This window comes from Myxococcaceae bacterium (genome assembly GCA_016000045.1).
Classification (GTDB): Bacteria; Myxococcota; UBA727; order UBA727; family JABDBI01; genus AER2-1.
Genome location: JAECQY010000007.1, coordinates 55,579 through 70,573 on the forward strand (window position 1 = coordinate 55,579; position 14,995 = coordinate 70,573).

The following is a 14,995-nucleotide window of genomic DNA, read 5'->3' on the forward strand; positions in this document are numbered from 1 at the left end:
CGACCGATTAACGCCGTACGCAACGAGCAAAAAGAGGAAATTCGAGAGGTGTGACTCCGGTTTCTCCGATAAAAAACCGTTGATACCAAAGCCCAACACCTTTGGAGTCTCGGCTGGAAGACCATAGTGACAATAGAGAAGGGCCAGGGAATACGGTTTTATTAAGACTTGGATCAAAAAGCTTATTATTGACCAAAGTACCCAGTTCTTTGATCGTTGGAAGCTTCCAAGAAGCACGCCCGAGTTTCAATGTTTCGCAATAACCCGACGCCGCACTTTGATTCGCTAAACTGAGGATTCCACGCTGCCAGATTAACCCCGTTCCCCGATCTTTCACTTGCTCGCTCGAAGGCGTTAGAGGAGAGCCTTTCTCATTGACGTATCGATCGGCCGTGGATGGGTACGAGCCCCGTACACAGCGCAAATAGCCACTGGAGTTTCCCTCGCGCATTTGCGTGCTACCTCCTCGAAAATCGACTCCCCAAGCATAATTCGGCGAAGCAGCGTTGTCTGAAGACGCCCAAAAAAAATCGGCTGGTGTGAACGGAAACGCAATGGAATTGATCATTGGGCCCAAAAACACCGTATAGTCCACAAGAGACTGCAACTCCAAAACGCTCGGCACACGCCAGTCGGTGTACCCTCCCTGGCTTAGCCGATCGCAATAACGCTGCGCGCTACCGGGCGAAGCCTCTTGAGACCAAGAAATCGGAGTGCTTGAACCTTGATTTTGCCAATGCAAGCGAGTAAAATCATCCAAAATAACCAGACCTTTGTAGATTCCAGATATTCGATAACGACCCCACTGCATCGTTGAATCTTGATAAGCTTTACGTGACCAGACTTTCTGTCCATGTTCTAAGTCGCTATCAACCTCAACAAGAGCAGATCCTGTATGAACTGAGGCCACCACAGGAATAGAGAGACCTAGCAAGATTGCAACGACGAAAAAAGATTTAAGCCGAACATGAGTCACACGCCACCTTCCTTTATTCAAGAATCACTGCGCATTGCGTACTCCTCTCACTTTTTAATTGCAAGACTTTATTTTTCACGAGGTTATTTTAAAACAATTTTGATCCATCCTTCAAAACCAGCTCAGCACAAGATCAGTACTCAACAGCCCGATTTAACTGCAATCTCAGCCTCTTTCCGAGGTTACAAATAATCGTTCCGTGCCCTGCTAAATCGAACTCAGAAGAAAATAATAAATCCCGATCGTCGCCAATATTAAAGCACCCATCACACAACGCCCAAAAGTCGATTGCACAAGGTTCTCACTGCGCTCTTTTTGCGAAAGCCCTCGCTCATGCGCATAGAGAGCCAGCGGTTTCTGCATTTCTTCAATCGAAGCGTAGCGTCGATTTGGATTCATCCTGGTGGCACGCGCGATAACAACTCCCAGCGGCTCGTTCGAAAAACAAGCTGCTTCATAATTGAGTTGATGAGCCAAAATATGGCTTGGTGAATCGCCTGAATAGAGTTTCTGACCCGTCAACATGTACGCGAGTAGAGCCCCGAAGCTGTAAATATCGGAACGAACCGTTGCTATTTCTCCCCGAATGATCTCCGGTGCCACATAGCCTGGCGTTCCTTGAAAAAAGCCTTCTTCGGATTTTAGGGCTCCAAAATCGATTATTTTTGGTTCTCCCTTCACCATGAGAATGTTGGCAGGCTTCAAATCCAAGTGCAAAACACCTAAAGAATGAACCGCTTGAAGAGCATCGGCTAACTTGGATACGATCGGCCAAGCTTCTTCGAAGCTTAAACCCTGCCCAGATGGTACCAACTCGTTGAGTGGCTTGCCATCTAAATACTCTTGAACATAATAAACGTTCGCTTCCTCATCCACTCCACAGTCCAGAAATTGAACCACATGGGAGTGATGGAGTGCTTGTAATTGAGCTCCAGTATGCAAAAGCGAGTCTCGATTCATCGGGCCCAGATGGCAAAATAGCTTCAGAACAACTTGTTTCCCGAACTTCTTGTCTTTGGCTAGAAAAACCCCTGTTTTGCACACCTGACCGGTGAATCCATCTATCTCATATCGATCCATTGACCGATATTATCATACATCATTTTAATTTTGCATGCGGGTGCGATTTGTCGTATACTTTCATGAGATAATCGAGATTTACTTCCGTATAGCGCTGAGTGGTCGAAATCGAAGCATGCCCCAACATTTCCTGAATGGCTCTTAAATCAGCTCCATTTTCCAATAAATGCGTAGCAAACGCATGGCGTAACCGGTGCGGAAATACATTTCCTGAAATACCCAATGATTTTCCGTAACCCGCCAAGAGTCGCCGAACCACTCGAACGTTCATCCGTCTACCTTGCTGACCCATAAACAAAGGCGTCTTGCCAGCCAAACCTGCCATGACCAGCCCAAGAGAATCCCGACACCTCTCGTGAAAAGGAACCAGTCTTTCTTTTCGACCTTTTCCCATCACACGGACTATTTTGGAAGCCAAATCAACATCTTCCACGTTTAGAGAAACCAGCTCCGATACCCGCAGTCCACTTGCATAAAACAGCTCCAGAATCGCTCGATCGCGCGTTTGAGCGGGCGGGTTGTCGCATAAAGCAAAGGCCTCTTCTACTGACACACTCTTGGGCAAAGATTGAGGCAGTTTGGGATATTCAAGTAAATCCGCTGGGGAGTTCAGCAAATATCCTTGTTTCACACACCATTTTAGAAAGGAGCGAACCGCACTCAGCTTTCGCGCCACCGAAGCGGTTTGATGATCTCGACGAAGTCCGGCCAAGAAGCTGCGAACGTGATGGTGGTTTAGGCTGGGAAGGTCGATTTCAGGCAGGCTCTCGGCCAGTTGCAGCAGGTCGTTCCGGTAGGCGATCCAGGTATGCGGAGAAACATTTTTCGTGTGTTTGAGATACCGTAGAAATTCTTCGATGCGATCTTTCATCCGTGTTCTTCGTCGATCTTAGCATTTTGCTTGCTGTGTGAAGGCAAAGTATTCGCACTTAGCTGAACCACTGTTTCCACATGAGTCGTTTGAGGGAAAAGATCATAAGGCTGGCAAGAATCAATCCGATAACCCGCATCCAGTAAATCTTTCAAGTCTCGAGCCAAGGTTGGAGGCATGCAGGAAGTATAGAACAGGTATTTGGGGCGGTGCTGCGCCAATAAGCGAACGACCTCTTGCGTCAACCCGGTCCGCGGCGGATTCACCAACACAACTTCGGGTTTCGATTCCCTTAAACAGTCCTCTAAGACCTCCTGAACATCCGCACAGATCCAACGAACCAACGATTGCCTATCTTGGCGTTTGGCGATTTCAATCGCTTTGGAGTTGAGTTCGAGGGCAGTCACTGCATGCCCAGATTGCGCCAATTTTTGGGTTAAAATTCCGATCCCACAATACAAATCAAGCACTCGAGAAAGCTTAAGCTGATTCACTCGCTCCAAAATATCCGCATAGAGTCGACTGCTTTGCTCCGGGTGCGCCTGGATAAAAACATCCTGTTCGACTTCAGAAGCTTTTCCAGAATCAATCGCGCAGGAACGAATCGGAACAAAAGTCCTACCATCCACTCCAATCAGGCCTTTTTCTTTGCCTCGATAATGCCAGCGCATTCGGTTTCGATAATTCCAGATTCGATCGGTTCCAATAATAGGCTTGACTTGGCACTCGATCTGAGCGATTCGCTGAAGCGCGTCTTCCACAAAGCGCTGCTTGATTCGCAACTGCTCCGAATAAGCAGCATGCTGCAATTGGCAGCCTCCGCAGCGCTCGTAATACGCGCACGGAGGGTCAACCCGAGCAAAACTCGGCACCAATACTTCGCGTAATCGAGCGAAAGCGTGAGATTTTTTTGAACGAACGATTTCGTAAGAAACAGACTCGCCTGGCAACACAAAGGGAACAAAGACGACTTTACCGGACTCTCGAACCACACCATTACCCCCGAAGGCAACGGTGTCGACAATTCCATGATTTTCTGAAGGGTTCACACACAAACCCGGAGATTTGGGCTATTTTTAAACATCTTCATTGTCTAACAAACGCTGCGGATTAGGCAAGGACTTGCGATTCTTTGAAATTTTGAACATGCTAGAGGGATGTTTGCATTTTTATTGACCTTGGCCATGGTGAGCCAAATTGAGAGCGTGACTCTGCATGGCTCTTTGATTGAGGTAGAAGCAAACCATTCCGTTCAGGTTCAAAAAACCGTGCGGAGCAAAGATAAGACCCATAAAAAGCGCCTCATATTCGATCTAAAACCAGCCAAGCTCGGCCCGCAAGTCCCGCGCACCCTGATTTCGAAACAAAAACAAGTTGCTCAACTTCGAATCGCTCAACACAACCGAGATACCGTTCGAATTGTCAGCGAAGTCAGCGGAAATCCCAAACTAAGCCTCAAAGTCAAAGTTTCTCGGCCTGCCTCTAAGGCCAAGCGATCTTTGAGTCTTCCCCAAGAACTATCCGCTCCTGAACCTGCTTCTAGTCAACCGGAAAGCACCCCGTTCAAAGCCTTAACGATTGTAATCGATCCCGGTCACGGAGGCGATGATCCAGGAGCCATTGGGCGAAAGGGCCTGCGTGAAAAGGACATTACCTTGGCGGTTTCCAAACGACTTAAGCTCTTATTAGAACGCGATTTACCAGGAACTCAAGTGTACCTCACTCGCGAAACCGACAAAACGCTGAGCCTTCCCGAGCGAACGCAGTTTGCGAACAGCAAAAAAGCCGATCTATTCTTGTCGGTCCATGTCAATGCTTCTCTGAATCGAAGCACGCAAGGAGTCGAAACCTACTATCTGAATACCACACACGATCGCTATGCTTTGCGTTTGGCAGCCCGCGAAAACGCCATGACCGAATCCGAAACATCCAATCTGGAATACATCTTGGCCGACTTAGCCATGAAGTCGAGTGTGAGCGATAGCGTCAAGCTTGGAAATCTGGTGCAGAATAGCCTGTGCACCAACTTAATCAGCCGTTGGAACGACACCAAAAACTTGGGCCTCAAATCAGCCCTTTTCTACGTTCTCATGGGAGCTAAAATGCCTGCTATTTTGATAGAAACGGCATTCATATCCAATAGCACAGACGAAAAAAGGCTGAAGCAAGACCCTTACCAACACGCGTTGGCGGAAGGAATCGTCAAAGGCATTCAACGTTTCACCGAAGAAAGAGTCGCACAGATTGAGTATGCAAAACGATCCTCGTAGCATTGGTGTTTTTGATTCGGGCCTGGGCGGACTAACTGTTTTAAGCGCCATTCGAAGAAAATTTCCGAACGAATCGCTGTTTTATTTGGGCGATACAGCCAGGCTGCCCTATGGAACCAAAAGTCCTGAGACTGTCCTCAAATATGCCTTGGCCTGCGCGAAGGCTTTGATGAAACAGGCTGAGCTGAAGCTTTTGGTCATCGCCTGCAATACAGCGACTGCCCACGCCTTCTCGGCTCTTCAAGACGAATTAGAAATCCCGGTCGTCGGAGTCATCGAATCGGGAGTTTCTGAAACGCTTTCGCACGTGCATCTTGATTCGATCGCCATCTTGGCCACCGCTGGAACCATTCGTTCAAAAGCTTACGAACGTGAACTCAAGAAGCAAAATTTCGAAGGCAGAATCTACCCATTGGCTTGTCCCCTTTTTGTATCGCTGGCAGAAGAAGGCTTAACCGAGGGACCCATTGCTCAGGCCATCTCCAAACACTATCTGCGCCAGCTGCCGTACCTCCCCGATGCCGTCATTTTAGGTTGCACCCACTACCCTTTACTCTTACCCACGCTCAAGGCGTCCTTGCCCCACAAGACGATCTGGATCGACAGCGGTCACGCAACAGCCCATCATCTGAAGTTTAGCCCTTGTCTCCATCAAAGGGGCGAGGCTCGTTATTTCGTGACCGATGCGCCTGAGCGTTTTCAGAAAGTCGCTTCTCAATTTTTAGGACAATCGATCCCAATTCCGGATTTGATTTCGGTCGATTAAACGTATTCAAAAATGCATAGCACACTACACAACATCATTGAAACGGCATTTGAAATCGGAGTGATTATCAATTCACTTTTATTCATACCTCAAATACTCCACTTATTTCGTCAAAAAAATTCTCATGGGATCTCTCTGGCAACATTTGGCGGATTTACCCTCTTGAACGGATTAACGATTTGTCACGCCGTGATTCGAAATGATGAAATTTTGCTACTGGGGTCCATTCTCAGCCTGACCTCTTGCACCATCGTTTCCATTTTGATCATTTTCTATCGAACTAAGAACTAACGACAACTAGAAACATTTCAGCGGTTCCCTCGATACTCGCTCCATGAACCGTTTTCTCGTGCTTCTTTGGCTGAGTACCTCTGCAGTCTCAGGAACGTATACTTACCACCCTTCGAACGCTCTTTTCTTAGGAGCCGGTTTTGATCCTCGTTTTCCAGACCAAGCCTTTGCGAATTGCATTGAGTTTCAAGAACGCGTTCACGTAGATGGCAATAGTGCCATTAAAACGGAATATTCGTTAAGTCTCGTGAAAAGCAAACAAGAGCTTTTTGACCGACTCAACATCTCTTCAAGCCTTTCCGCTCGAAGCCTGTTCTTTCATCTGAGTGCTGGAGCAAGCTATTTCTCTCAGCACCGACTTCACAGCGACTCCATCACCTGGATGATCTTAGGAAAATCGGAATACGGACGCTATGTGATTCAAAATCCTCAATTAAATCCATTGGCCAAGCACTTGATTGAGCAGCGCGAATTTGAGCAATTTGCGCGACAATGTGGAACCGAATTTATCCGTCAAGAACGTCGAGCCGTGATGGTCGCAGCTATTTTTTCGGTCGAAAACGTCAATCAAGAAGATAGGCGCCGACTCGAGATGCATTTCGAAGCCTCCACATCGGCTCTATTTTTTGATGCAAGCTTGAAAACGCGTTACGAGCGCTTTGTTTCCGAAGCTTCTCGACTAAACCGAGTCAATCTTTCTTTTTACGCCATTGGAGGTTCCGGAATTACCGAGCTTGCTAATTTGGCCATTCATGCCGATGACTTGGAAAACGTTCAAAGAACACTCGAACGATACATGAAAACGCTTGACGAATCCAAAGCCGTTCCCGTTGAGTACGTCTCTGCTTCGATGGCTTCCTTTGGCTGGCTCGGCGGCACTCCTGCCCTGCTGCACCAAAGAGAGCGCGTGCTGGCCCAGCTCTATCATCAGCACGAAGAAGCGAATAGCATTCGAACACGCCTGGCACAGATACTGACCCCAAAAGGCGATGGTCCTTCCAAGGTGCTCTCAACGCTCGAGCATCAGACCTACACAAACCGATATCATGAATACGGGCAGTATCTCAAAGCAATTCTAAAAGCCGCCGATCTCTGTCACGCTTCTTTGGATCAGTGCGAGCCCTTAAGCTGCCATCTCAGCAAAATCGTATGGCCCATGAACCACCTCTCTCTTTGCGACAAACTTCGACAAAAAGCGCTTCATGGAAATCAAATTGATGAAGAAGAGCTTGAAGAACTAGAACGTATGAAACTTGCCCCCATTCTTGATCCAAGCACTCAAAAAATTGGAGCCTATAAGCTATGCCGATAAAATGTTCCTCCCTCCTGTTGGCGACCCTCCTCTCTCTGACTCAAGCCTTCGCCGATGTGTCGTACATGGCTGTCTTGGAACGATGCACAGAGCAAAATTTGGATCCCCAAGACGCGATCACCAGAAACGCATGGGCTCAGAAATGTTTTCCTCAGCACCAAGAATTCTTTCAATTCTTTGCCCCCAAACGTCCCACTCGCTACGCGCTGGTTTACAGCCCAGCACAGAACTCTTGGCAGGGCCCGCTGAAACCCGAAAGCGCTTGTGGCGATTGGGAACTCAAAACGTTCTGCATTGCCGCCTGTTATACTCCCGATCAACGCCTTCTCTTTGGCCAGGGGTATCTCCCTATTGAAGAGGCCCTGAAAAAAAATATCACGCATATTCAAGTCCTTAGGAAGGGTTCTGATTGGCACTCACCTCAATTTGACTTAGTCCCAATCCAATCGTTTAGCCGATCCTGGAAAGAAGCTTGGGAATCCATCCGAATCCTCACAATGATGTCAGGCGGAATCTTAAAAGTGACCCAAAATCACCCGATTGTGACTCATTTAGGCCAGATCAAAGAAGCCTCGCTCCTTTCCAAGCACGACCGTCTTCTGAAGTTGGATGGCACGGAGGACCCCATTGAATCCATCGAAGACAAAGAGTACTTTGGCCGGGTTTACAACGTAGAGCCAGCCAGCTCCGAACCCAACGAAAACATCTTGGTTGCCCAAGGGTATTTAGTGGGATCGGCCGGTTATCAATACCACCCTGAGTTGCATAAACTGGTAGAGTGTTTCAACACGAGCTCACATCGAAGATAAATTTCAGTACGGGATTGAAATTCAGCTCATAAAACGTCAGAGGGTAATCGGAGAATGGATTGCTTTAAGAAAAATCGAACGACCGTCCTACTTGCCGGAATTTGGGCGTCTATTGTTTTGGTGCTATGGGCTCTCAGCGAGGTCTTGCTTCCCTTTCTTGTGGCAGTCTTACTCGCTTACGTGTTGGATCCGCTCGTGAGTCGAATCCGACTACCGCGCTGGAGTGCCGTGTTCATTATTTATTCGGTGCTTGGAATCGGAATTTATCTGTTTTCAACGCTGTTTATACCGGAGCTCTACCAAGAATTTTTGAGACTTGCCAAAACGACCAACGAGACCCTTCACTCGCTGCGAGAAACCGACCTCCATCAACTGGCCGCTCAGATCGATTATTATTTAAGATACTACCAGATCCCGATCAACGACATCAACTTATTGGAAGTACTTCACCAAACGCTGACCGATTTATCCGAATTCATTCGCGCACAATCCAGCAACATCGTCATTGAACTTCAACAACTGATTCGAGGCATCCTGCACTTTGTATTTAACTGCACACTTGTGCTGATGATTACAGCCTTTATTCTCGTGGATACCGGACGAATTCGACGTTTTGTGGATCGTCTCGTTCAGCCAGAACATCACGCGACACTGAGTGCATTTTTAGCGCGAGTGGATGTTGGATTATCCGGGGTCGTACGAGGTCAGCTCATTATTTGCCTCGTCAACGCCCTGCTCACCTTGGCAGGTTTACTGCTGCTAAAAGTCAAATTCTCGCTCATTCTAGCAACATTGGCTGGCATTTTTTCTTTGGTTCCGATTTTTGGAAGCATTATCAGCACCATCCCGATCGCCTTGGTTGCTTTTTTAACCTCTCCTTTGGCCGCGGTGCTTGCGGTAGGATGGATCGCTTTGATCCATCTTTTGGAAGCCAATCTTTTGAATCCTAAAATTATGGGCAGTTCCGCTCAAATTCACCCTGTTCTCATTGTCTTAGCTCTGGTCTCCGGCGAACATTTCTATGGAATCGTAGGGGCTTTATTGGCCGTCCCGATCACCAGCATCTTGATTACGCTATTTCAATACCTGCTCGTGAAAGCGCATGCCGAATGAAGCGGATATCGGCTTCGCTATTGGACCGATTCTACAAGCTTAAACTGAGAATCCAATCCCGATTCCATGTTGTCTAGAATAAATTCACGAAGAGACTCTTTTCCGTCTCGCAGTGCTTCATAGTAGCGCTGTCTCTCGCTGCTGTGAATAATCACCGAATCGTATCCACCTTGCTTCAAAAAGCCATTCATAAAAATTCGACCAATTTTTCCGGAACCTTCCGAAAACGGAAATATTTGCATGAATTCAAAGTGGAACATCGCTGCCTGATTAATCGGATGCTGAGCCCTAAATTCAGAGTCTTTTGTTTGAGAGCACAACGCACGAAGCCTGGACTTGATCTGAGTCGGCGCAAGAAGATCGTGAAAATAGGTTCCATGAAGGGGAATGATTTTTCGAAATTGGCCCAGATTCTTCCGACCTACTTTCTCGTACAGCTCATGATGCATGCGTATGACCTCTTCATACTCAATCGTATTCGATTGATACACCTGGTTCTCAGATCGCGTGTTGCCCTTAGAGTGACAGAATGCATGAAAAAGTTTTTGATGATTTTGGATCTCCTGCATCACTCGACTCCGAAACACCATCGGGCGAAATTGAGCGGTGAATGCTTGCTGAATATCTTCATGGCTCAACACCTGCCCATCGAGAGCAGAATCGTGAAAAACGTAAGCTCTTGTACACAGATCTTGAAATTTATCGGCATACTCAGAAGGCTTTTTTTTCAGCAAATGCTTCAGTTTTTGGACTCTCTCCTCAACCGTGTAAAATCGTTCGCGAACGTCGAAATCATCAAATTCGAAAAACATTTTTTCAATTTAATCGACTTAAGCTCGATCGCGCATCTGACGATTGACCGATACGGGTTGTGAGCCAATTTCGTTTGTGGGAGGATCTCAAAAACGACAGCAGAAGTCTTTGGCTATCATTCTCAGATTGACGATTTGCGTTTTTTCGCGAGAGCATTTTTAGAAAATAATAGTTCACTTTTTTAATTTTTAGATGAAAACTTAGTGAATATAATTAATATTATTGGAGATTAATTTTATAAAAATAGACTCATTGGATCATATAGAGTTTGGAATAGAAAACCTGAGTTCATCAAAGAACTCAAAATCAAACCAGAGCTACGGTTTTCAAGGGAAGAGTGGAACACTTTAAAATTGGTTGCAGAAGGGTATAGTGCGAATGAAATTGCAAAACGAGTATTCAGAGCCAAACGAACCATAGAACATCGAATTGAGAAAATTAAGTCGCAGCTAAACTGTTGCTCCAAAAGCGAGCTTATTCGTTTCGTACAAAAGTTCGAAATACACGAAGAGTACCTCCAATCAAGCTTCTAAAATTGGACGTCATGGACTTAAGCTCACTCGCGAGGACGTGGCAGTTCTTGCCAGGGCGCGATTGGGGAAAGAGAGACGAATGTGCTGGGTTTGGGGGTGATAATCTCGAATGGTCAAATACCCAGTTTGAAAAAGCAGAGTCGGCAATTGAAGGTGTTCGACTTCAAAGGACCCGAGCTCATTCAAAGTCAGGCTTGGTTTTCTAAGTCCAAGATTGGATAGTTTTTTTCTTGTTGGTTTTATCAACATAGAGATAGTGTCCGGGTTCAAGGCACTTGGATACCTAAGCCTTCTAGAAAATGTTGGGGTGTTTGTAGACCAATCCCATCATTCGAGAGACTTGAGAGCCAGCTCTTGCATCCCTTGCCATTTCTCCACGTTCGCGGGAATGGCTGCGGAGCCAAGGGAATGACTTGCTTTTGATGAGGATGGACCAAAACACCACACAATACTTCGAGCTGCTTGACACAGCAATTATCCCAGAAAACTTTGGAAGCGGTAAGATTCCAATATCTTGCCCCGCTGGGCAAAAGCGAAGAGGGTTTTGAAGATGCCTCGCAGGCTTTTGGGAGAGAGCTCATCTAAGCGTTCGCGTAGGGTGGTGCCACAAGGGGGATCTTGGACTCGATACAAGGTCTTGAGGTTCGAGCGAGTGATTTTTCGGCATTGTTCATCGTATTGGAGCAGAGAGGGAAACTTGAGGTGAAATACAGCCAGACCTACCAGGATGCAATCTAACAAAGAAGGTTTTTCAGTGGCTTGGTGCTTTTTAGGGGTTGGAAACTGAGTGGAGAAATAGAGATAGCAAGCTTGAATGAGTGCCGAGGGCGATAGTTGCTTTCGGCCTGGACTAGAAAGCGGTTTCATTCCTTGGGCGGATCACGTTTTGATTTTCTTGGTAATAAGCTCCAAAGTTTACGAAAGTAATTGAGAAGCTCATTTATTACAGCGCGTCTAAAAGCCATAATTTATTTTGGCGGGAATCGCTGCTATGGTAGAACTGATTCTCACTTGAGGCGCTTGAACAATCTCTAATAAATTAAAATGATTCAATGAACCTCCTGCAACCGCATGCGTATGGAGTAGATTTACATTGTTGCGAGGTGTTTCAGGTGTATGTTCAAAAACTCTTTGTACTTGATTATTGGCTCGCAGAATAAAAACACGAACCTGAACATCAAAAATATATGCCATGGCAGCCATCATTCCTGTACGATTCAATCCATAACCCAAAAAGGCTCCTCGCCCTCCTTGCGCAATAGTCCCATAGGTTTGCCGTATATATACCAGCAACTCTTCTGGAGATGGCTCATAGGCTTGAATGGCTGTTACTAAAGTTGGATCAACCGCTGCCAAGTTTTCTCTGACTTCTGCTGTTAAGGCATGTATCACATTTTGGAAATGTCGGTGTGCAGGGTTCCTAAGAACCCGTAGAACTTCCTGAACAGCCACATTACGGTCTACCCCCATGGCCGTGAATCCGCAATTACCATCACCCAAAACTGGTAATTCTTTGAAATACTCGGCTGTTTCCCCTTGCGGTGCGTAAACTAAATCTCTTTGAGGCAATCGTTCAGATTCTGCCTGTTTCAAAGCTTCCCGAATTAACCGAATGTCCAGCATTCCTTTTCTAAGAACTTCAAGAAAGACATTTCTTGTATCTTTACTAAAAATTTGATCAAAAAAATCAGCATTAGTTAAGTGGTTTCGATAAGACTGAACAACTGCTTGAGCAGCCTGCAGACCCCTCTCTAGTGCCATGCGAGAGTCTACATTTGGTAGTATCTTAGGATCAATTCTAGAAGGAGATGGTACTGAGTTAAACAAACCAGCCAGGTTACCATTTAGCGTTCCAACGCAACCGGCTCCTGTAAAAGCATGACCTTGGTTGATATTAAGACACCTGCTGAGCTGATAAGAACCTAGATGAAATTGAGACACCTCTGCAAATCTGGAGCTCAAATCGTGTTCCGCAAATACACCGCTACGTTGTCTAGAGCTGGCGCTAAACTCAATAGGATTTCTGTTTTGTTCTGAATTGCCTTTAAAATAAGCTGCCCTTCGCGGCACTTCCGTAACCAACGGATGCTCTTGATCTGTAAAAATCCAGAAACGATCAGCAGTGCGATTTTTAACTTGTTTCAATAATGCAGGTGATTCACGGTTTTGTACTTCTGGGCAATCATCATCTTCAAAACTCTCTGGCAATACAGCACTTCCTCTTGGAACGAGAACACAAGTGTTTGGCTCTGGATAGTATACACATGTAACCGCATAGGCGTTAATCGCTGAACGTACCTCCCTATCAAGATGGCTACCAATAACCAACGGCCTAATAATAGACACAATATTTGGATGTAATTCTGCTGAATCTCCAAACACATAACCAGTCGACATAACCTGAGGAGGATTTATGTGGTTTCTGTAGTATAATCGAGTGTAACCACTGTAAATCCTATTGAACGATAACGTATCTTTATCGATCAGGCTAATGTAAACATCTTGTGCACCACGTCCACGAGCTTCTGTGATAAGCTCTCGTGTATTTTGGTGTTGTGATAGTTGTTGCCGTAACCATCTGTAAGGCACTATTTGACCCTTCTCATTTCGGTTCAAAAAATCTTTGGCACTTTGAGGATTTCGTCTCTTTAGTTGACAATAAAAACTTCGAACTGACTTATCATCAACCATCACGTTTATCAAACGTTCAGAGGACCATCGATCATTTTCCCATCTTCCAGGAATCCATTTGCCTTCGTACAACTGTCCTTCGATTTGCACTTGCCAGAATTCACGATGCTCTACTCGCGTAATATGTATATCTCCAGATATCACGGGAAGCATATTTTCCTGAATTGCTCGTGCGGGTTCAATTAAACTCTCGTTGCCCCACCTTCCCTTTAATAAACGTGGCTCAGTATCACCTCTAGCAAGACCAAAACGCTGGGTGAAAGTCCTCTCATAGAGCCTATAGCCAGTCCAGGGATCATCAGTTAATCCCAATTGCTGCCATTGCCCATCAAGACATTCGTATCGTATGAGTTTCGATTCAATCCATCTATCTTCAACCCATTGCCCATTGATCCATTGGAATTGCTTTTCTTGTTCTCGATAAATATCTTGCTTGTGGTACCATTGGCCTCGTCTCCAGAGAACGCCTGTTTTTTTGACGGAAAGTCGAGACTCTGTTTCTGGTCGATGTAGTATTCTCCTAAAAAAGTTGTTTTTTCTTTCACTAAGAGAAAAAGGTCTATTGATAAGCAGACTCACTCCTAAAGTGCTTAATTCTTGGGAGGCTGTTGATTCAAATCCTGTGTTCTGGAGGTTTCTCAAGAACAGTGAAACACTAGAAGGTCCTTGAACAACAGGCATCTCAAGATTTGGATTAGTGTTAAGCGATGAAGGTTGACTGCTATTACTTTGAACAAAATAAAAAGGTGGGTTATCAAAATTCTCTTGGCTAAATCTAGGATCTTCTGTAGGCATCACAGGTGAATCTGGTTCATCAGAATCTGACGATGCATAATAAATCGTGTTAATAACAAAATGCGGTCTTGCAGGACGCGGGGGCCTGGCTTCAGCCTCTTCTGCAGGGGATGGATGCGAAGAGTTTTTATCGCCTCCAGCATGAAGCAGAAGAGAAGTAGATAATGGTAACAGCAGCACAGCAATACAAAATAATCTTATGAAAGAATAAAACATATATTTCTCACTTTCTACTTCTAATCTATCTTTCCGAAAGCCCCGTTTCTCACAGCTGGCCCCATGGTAACGATGGCTTTAAACTCAACCGGACTGAGATAGCTTGAGTACAAGTGCTTCGGATTATGCCTCTTCAATAAAATGAGAAACACTTTTAAAACGTCCTCGAGCGTCTCATATTCTGTTAGATGTTTAGTCCGAAATTGTGATAGTTCGGTTGAACCACAAACGATTGTAGCAGATTTTCTCATGATTTTAAAATAAATTCGTAAGGAGTTAGCCCTTTTAGAGTTTTAAGGCGCTTTGCAAAATTACAGGGATTGAGAAAATCCCTGAGGTGCTGACTAAGCTGCTGATGTGTCTGATAGGGATACTTTTTCACTGTCGCTTCTTTAATAGTCCGGTTCATCCGTTCTACCTGGCCATGGGTCCATGGGTGGTTCACTTGCGTCAGACGAT

Annotated in this window: 16 protein-coding genes; 7 read left to right on the forward strand and 9 right to left on the reverse strand. The window is 45.7% G+C overall.

What is annotated here, in order from left to right:
• Window positions 1-7: 7 nt before the first annotated feature.
• The 4 genes from I8H75_04910 to I8H75_04925 all read right to left on the reverse strand — a co-directional run bounded on the left by I8H75_04910 (window position 8) and on the right by I8H75_04925 (window position 3,976).
• Window positions 8-910 carry a DUF1566 domain-containing protein gene (locus I8H75_04910; protein MBH2006665.1) on the reverse strand — a complete coding sequence of 301 codons (903 nt, stop codon included), beginning with the start codon at window positions 908-910 and terminating at the stop codon, window positions 8-10.
• Window positions 911-1,183: 273 nt separating this feature from the next.
• On the reverse strand, window positions 1,184-2,056 hold the full coding sequence (locus I8H75_04915; protein ID MBH2006666.1) for a serine/threonine protein kinase: 873 nt from the start codon (window positions 2,054-2,056) through the stop codon (window positions 1,184-1,186).
• Window positions 2,057-2,075: 19 nt separating this feature from the next.
• Window positions 2,076-2,927: a tyrosine recombinase XerC gene (locus I8H75_04920; GenBank protein MBH2006667.1), complete on the reverse strand. Its 852-nt coding sequence runs from the start codon at window positions 2,925-2,927 to the stop codon at window positions 2,076-2,078.
• Window positions 2,924-3,976 carry a class I SAM-dependent RNA methyltransferase gene (locus I8H75_04925; GenBank protein ID MBH2006668.1) on the reverse strand — a complete coding sequence of 351 codons (1,053 nt, stop codon included), beginning with the start codon at window positions 3,974-3,976 and terminating at the stop codon, window positions 2,924-2,926. Before I8H75_04925 ends, I8H75_04920 begins: the two co-directional genes overlap by 4 nt.
• Window positions 3,977-4,084: 108 nt before the next feature.
• Between I8H75_04925 and I8H75_04930 the strand changes: the two genes are divergently transcribed.
• From I8H75_04930 to I8H75_04955, 6 genes are read left to right on the forward strand one after another with little or no spacing between them, the layout of a single operon-like run.
• A complete protein-coding gene (locus I8H75_04930) occupies window positions 4,085-5,197 on the forward strand; it encodes an N-acetylmuramoyl-L-alanine amidase (GenBank protein MBH2006669.1) in 1,113 nt (370 codons plus the stop codon).
• Window positions 5,178-5,963: a glutamate racemase gene (gene murI, locus I8H75_04935; GenBank protein MBH2006670.1), complete on the forward strand. Its 786-nt coding sequence runs from the start codon at window positions 5,178-5,180 to the stop codon at window positions 5,961-5,963. Before I8H75_04930 ends, murI begins: the two co-directional genes overlap by 20 nt.
• Window positions 5,964-5,975: 12 nt before the next feature.
• A complete protein-coding gene (locus tag I8H75_04940) occupies window positions 5,976-6,254 on the forward strand; it encodes a hypothetical protein (GenBank protein ID MBH2006671.1) in 279 nt (92 codons plus the stop codon).
• Window positions 6,255-6,297: 43 nt separating this feature from the next.
• A complete protein-coding gene (locus tag I8H75_04945; protein MBH2006672.1) occupies window positions 6,298-7,566 on the forward strand; it encodes a hypothetical protein in 1,269 nt (422 codons plus the stop codon).
• Entirely contained in the window at window positions 7,557-8,375 is an 819-nt protein-coding gene (locus I8H75_04950; protein MBH2006673.1) for a hypothetical protein, read from the forward strand. The genes I8H75_04945 and I8H75_04950 overlap by 10 nt, the downstream gene beginning before the upstream one ends.
• A 54-nt stretch (window positions 8,376-8,429) precedes the next feature.
• The gene (locus I8H75_04955; GenBank protein ID MBH2006674.1) at window positions 8,430-9,488 is read left to right on the forward strand and encodes an AI-2E family transporter; all 1,059 of its coding nucleotides are present in this window, start codon (window positions 8,430-8,432) and stop codon (window positions 9,486-9,488) included.
• Between the two features lie 17 nt (window positions 9,489-9,505).
• Here I8H75_04955 and I8H75_04960 read toward each other — a convergent pair whose 3' ends face one another.
• Entirely contained in the window at window positions 9,506-10,300 is a 795-nt protein-coding gene (locus I8H75_04960; GenBank protein MBH2006675.1) for a Fic family protein, read from the reverse strand.
• Window positions 10,301-10,654: 354 nt separating this feature from the next.
• On the opposite strand from I8H75_04960, the gene I8H75_04965 reads away from it, so the two are divergent.
• Window positions 10,655-10,834: a hypothetical protein gene (locus I8H75_04965; protein ID MBH2006676.1), complete on the forward strand. Its 180-nt coding sequence runs from the start codon at window positions 10,655-10,657 to the stop codon at window positions 10,832-10,834.
• A gap of 9 nt (window positions 10,835-10,843) precedes the next feature.
• On the opposite strand, the gene I8H75_04970 is transcribed toward I8H75_04965, so the two are convergent.
• The 4 genes from I8H75_04970 to I8H75_04985 form a co-directional block, all read right to left on the reverse strand.
• Window positions 10,844-11,083: a hypothetical protein gene (locus I8H75_04970; GenBank protein MBH2006677.1), complete on the reverse strand. Its 240-nt coding sequence runs from the start codon at window positions 11,081-11,083 to the stop codon at window positions 10,844-10,846.
• Between the two features lie 225 nt (window positions 11,084-11,308).
• Entirely contained in the window at window positions 11,309-11,701 is a 393-nt protein-coding gene (locus I8H75_04975) for a hypothetical protein (protein ID MBH2006678.1), read from the reverse strand.
• 87 nt (window positions 11,702-11,788) lie between these two features.
• Window positions 11,789-14,536 carry a hypothetical protein gene (locus I8H75_04980; GenBank protein ID MBH2006679.1) on the reverse strand — a complete coding sequence of 916 codons (2,748 nt, stop codon included), beginning with the start codon at window positions 14,534-14,536 and terminating at the stop codon, window positions 11,789-11,791.
• 247 nt (window positions 14,537-14,783) lie between these two features.
• Window positions 14,784-14,981, reverse strand: coding sequence for a transposase (locus tag I8H75_04985; GenBank protein MBH2006680.1), 198 nt, complete (start codon window positions 14,979-14,981; stop codon window positions 14,784-14,786).
• Between the last annotated feature and the right edge of the window lie 14 nt (window positions 14,982-14,995).

What these genes read in the sequence shown, in the direction of transcription:
- I8H75_04915 (MBH2006666.1), bottom strand. Translation starts at nt 2,056, where the DNA reads ATGGATCGATATGAGATAGATGGATTCACCGGTCAGGTGTGCAAAACA.
- I8H75_04920 (MBH2006667.1), bottom strand. Translation starts at nt 2,927, where the DNA reads ATGAAAGATCGCATCGAAGAATTTCTACGGTATCTCAAACACACGAAA.
- I8H75_04930 (MBH2006669.1), top strand. Translation starts at nt 4,085, where the DNA reads ATGTTTGCATTTTTATTGACCTTGGCCATGGTGAGCCAAATTGAGAGC.
- murI (MBH2006670.1), top strand. Translation starts at nt 5,178, where the DNA reads ATGCAAAACGATCCTCGTAGCATTGGTGTTTTTGATTCGGGCCTGGGC.
- I8H75_04940 (MBH2006671.1), top strand. Translation starts at nt 5,976, where the DNA reads ATGCATAGCACACTACACAACATCATTGAAACGGCATTTGAAATCGGA.
- I8H75_04945 (MBH2006672.1), top strand. Translation starts at nt 6,298, where the DNA reads ATGAACCGTTTTCTCGTGCTTCTTTGGCTGAGTACCTCTGCAGTCTCA.
- I8H75_04950 (MBH2006673.1), top strand. Translation starts at nt 7,557, where the DNA reads ATGCCGATAAAATGTTCCTCCCTCCTGTTGGCGACCCTCCTCTCTCTG.
- I8H75_04955 (MBH2006674.1), top strand. Translation starts at nt 8,430, where the DNA reads ATGGATTGCTTTAAGAAAAATCGAACGACCGTCCTACTTGCCGGAATT.
- I8H75_04960 (MBH2006675.1), bottom strand. Translation starts at nt 10,300, where the DNA reads ATGTTTTTCGAATTTGATGATTTCGACGTTCGCGAACGATTTTACACG.
- I8H75_04970 (MBH2006677.1), bottom strand. Translation starts at nt 11,083, where the DNA reads ATGTTGATAAAACCAACAAGAAAAAAACTATCCAATCTTGGACTTAGA.
- I8H75_04975 (MBH2006678.1), bottom strand. Translation starts at nt 11,701, where the DNA reads ATGAAACCGCTTTCTAGTCCAGGCCGAAAGCAACTATCGCCCTCGGCA.
- I8H75_04980 (MBH2006679.1), bottom strand. Translation starts at nt 14,536, where the DNA reads ATGTTTTATTCTTTCATAAGATTATTTTGTATTGCTGTGCTGCTGTTA.